The 1,381-nt window shown below is 43.2% G+C and carries 2 protein-coding genes; both read left to right on the top strand.

Annotated features, from left to right (window positions below; all coding sequences use genetic code 11):
- Nucleotides 1–69: 69 nt before the first annotated feature.
- Complete coding sequence (locus SanaruYs_RS19980) at nucleotides 70–381, top strand: transposase (protein ID WP_127124390.1); 312 nt, start codon at nucleotides 70–72, stop codon at nucleotides 379–381.
- The coding region (locus tag SanaruYs_RS19985) for an IS3 family transposase (RefSeq protein ID WP_246011959.1) at nucleotides 381–1,381 on the top strand (1,001 nt) is incomplete at its 3' end. The genes SanaruYs_RS19980 and SanaruYs_RS19985, both read left to right, overlap by 1 nt.

A 1,381-nucleotide genomic window follows, 5' to 3' on the forward strand; every position in this document is an offset into this window, starting at 1 on the left:
TTGTACTAACCCCCTATAAGACTGGACAAGAATCTGAAAACAGATTTATAACAGTTAAATTAGGGAAATATGCCAAGAGGAAAAAGAACATTCACACCAGAAGAGCGATTAAGCCTTTTACAGGAAGCAGAACAGGAAGGCTACATAGAGACATGTCGCAAGTATAATTTATCACCAGCCTTGTTATCGAAGTGGAAGCAACGGTATTTGGCAAAGGGAGCACAAGGACTCAAGCCTGCCTACAAGCGCGTTGATCCGGAGGTTCGCGCTTTAGAAGAGGAGAATGAGCGATTGAAACGAATCATCACCCGACAAGCTCTTGAGATAGAAGTAAAGTCAGAGCTTCTAAAAAAAACTCCTATCCAACCCAAGAAAAAGTAATGCTGATCAAACAATTCTCTGATCGTGCACCGGTTCAATTGCTTTCCAGATGGCTGCAATTACCGCGGAGCACATTTTATTATAAGCCACATCCTGGACAGCGAGGTATGAAGCCCAGTACCCATACGCTTTATCAAGGAGCGCTCGTGACCAATGAAGAAGTGGTTGATCAAATCAAGACTTTGATCAGTGGTCCGTATAATGCCTACGGCTATCAATCCATTAATGATGATCTTAAAGCATTGGGTTATCTGATCAACCACAAGAAGACTTATCGGCTCATGGATGTTCATAAGCTTCTATTGGGAAAAGTAATCCGAACCAGCGGTAAGCGTAATTGGGTTCAGTATCGGAAAATACTGGCTACACAGCCATTAGAATATCTCTGTCTTGACATCAAGTATGTGTGGGTGCAGGGGGAAGGCCGATGGTACTACTTGCTTTCAATCATGGATGTGTTCAGTCGAAAGATTTTGCACTGGATTTTTCAGAAGAGTGTTCGGAAAGCAGATGTGATCAATATGTTCCGATGGCTCCACCTTGTTTACAATCTCAAGGGCGTAATCATCCGAAATGATAACGGCTCACAATTTCTTGCCAATCAGGTCAGAAGCTTTCTGGTACAACTGGAGGCCAAGCAGGAATTTACACATATAGCTACTCCTGAAGAAAATGCATACATCGAAGCCTTTCACAGCATCCTTCAACGTGAACTCATCGACCGGTTTGAATTCAGTAGCTTCTACGAAGCAAAGCAGCACATTGAAAAATACATGCAATGGTACAACTACGAACGAAAGCACAGAAAACTTGGGCGGATAACTCCTCAGCAGAAATGGTCATCAGGTCTTTCCTGTTCAACTTATAAGCAGAGCGGACAGGTGGCTGGAGCAGTCGAGTCAAGGCCGAATGATTCCTTAAAAAATCAAACACAAAATCATTCGCTCTGTACCAGCCTTGACTCGGCTGATCCAGACACATACTTTTGCTTAGAAGATGA

This window comes from Chryseotalea sanaruensis (genome assembly GCF_003990915.1).
In the GTDB taxonomy this organism is placed as follows: Bacteria; Bacteroidota; Bacteroidia; order Cytophagales; family Cyclobacteriaceae; genus Chryseotalea; species Chryseotalea sanaruensis.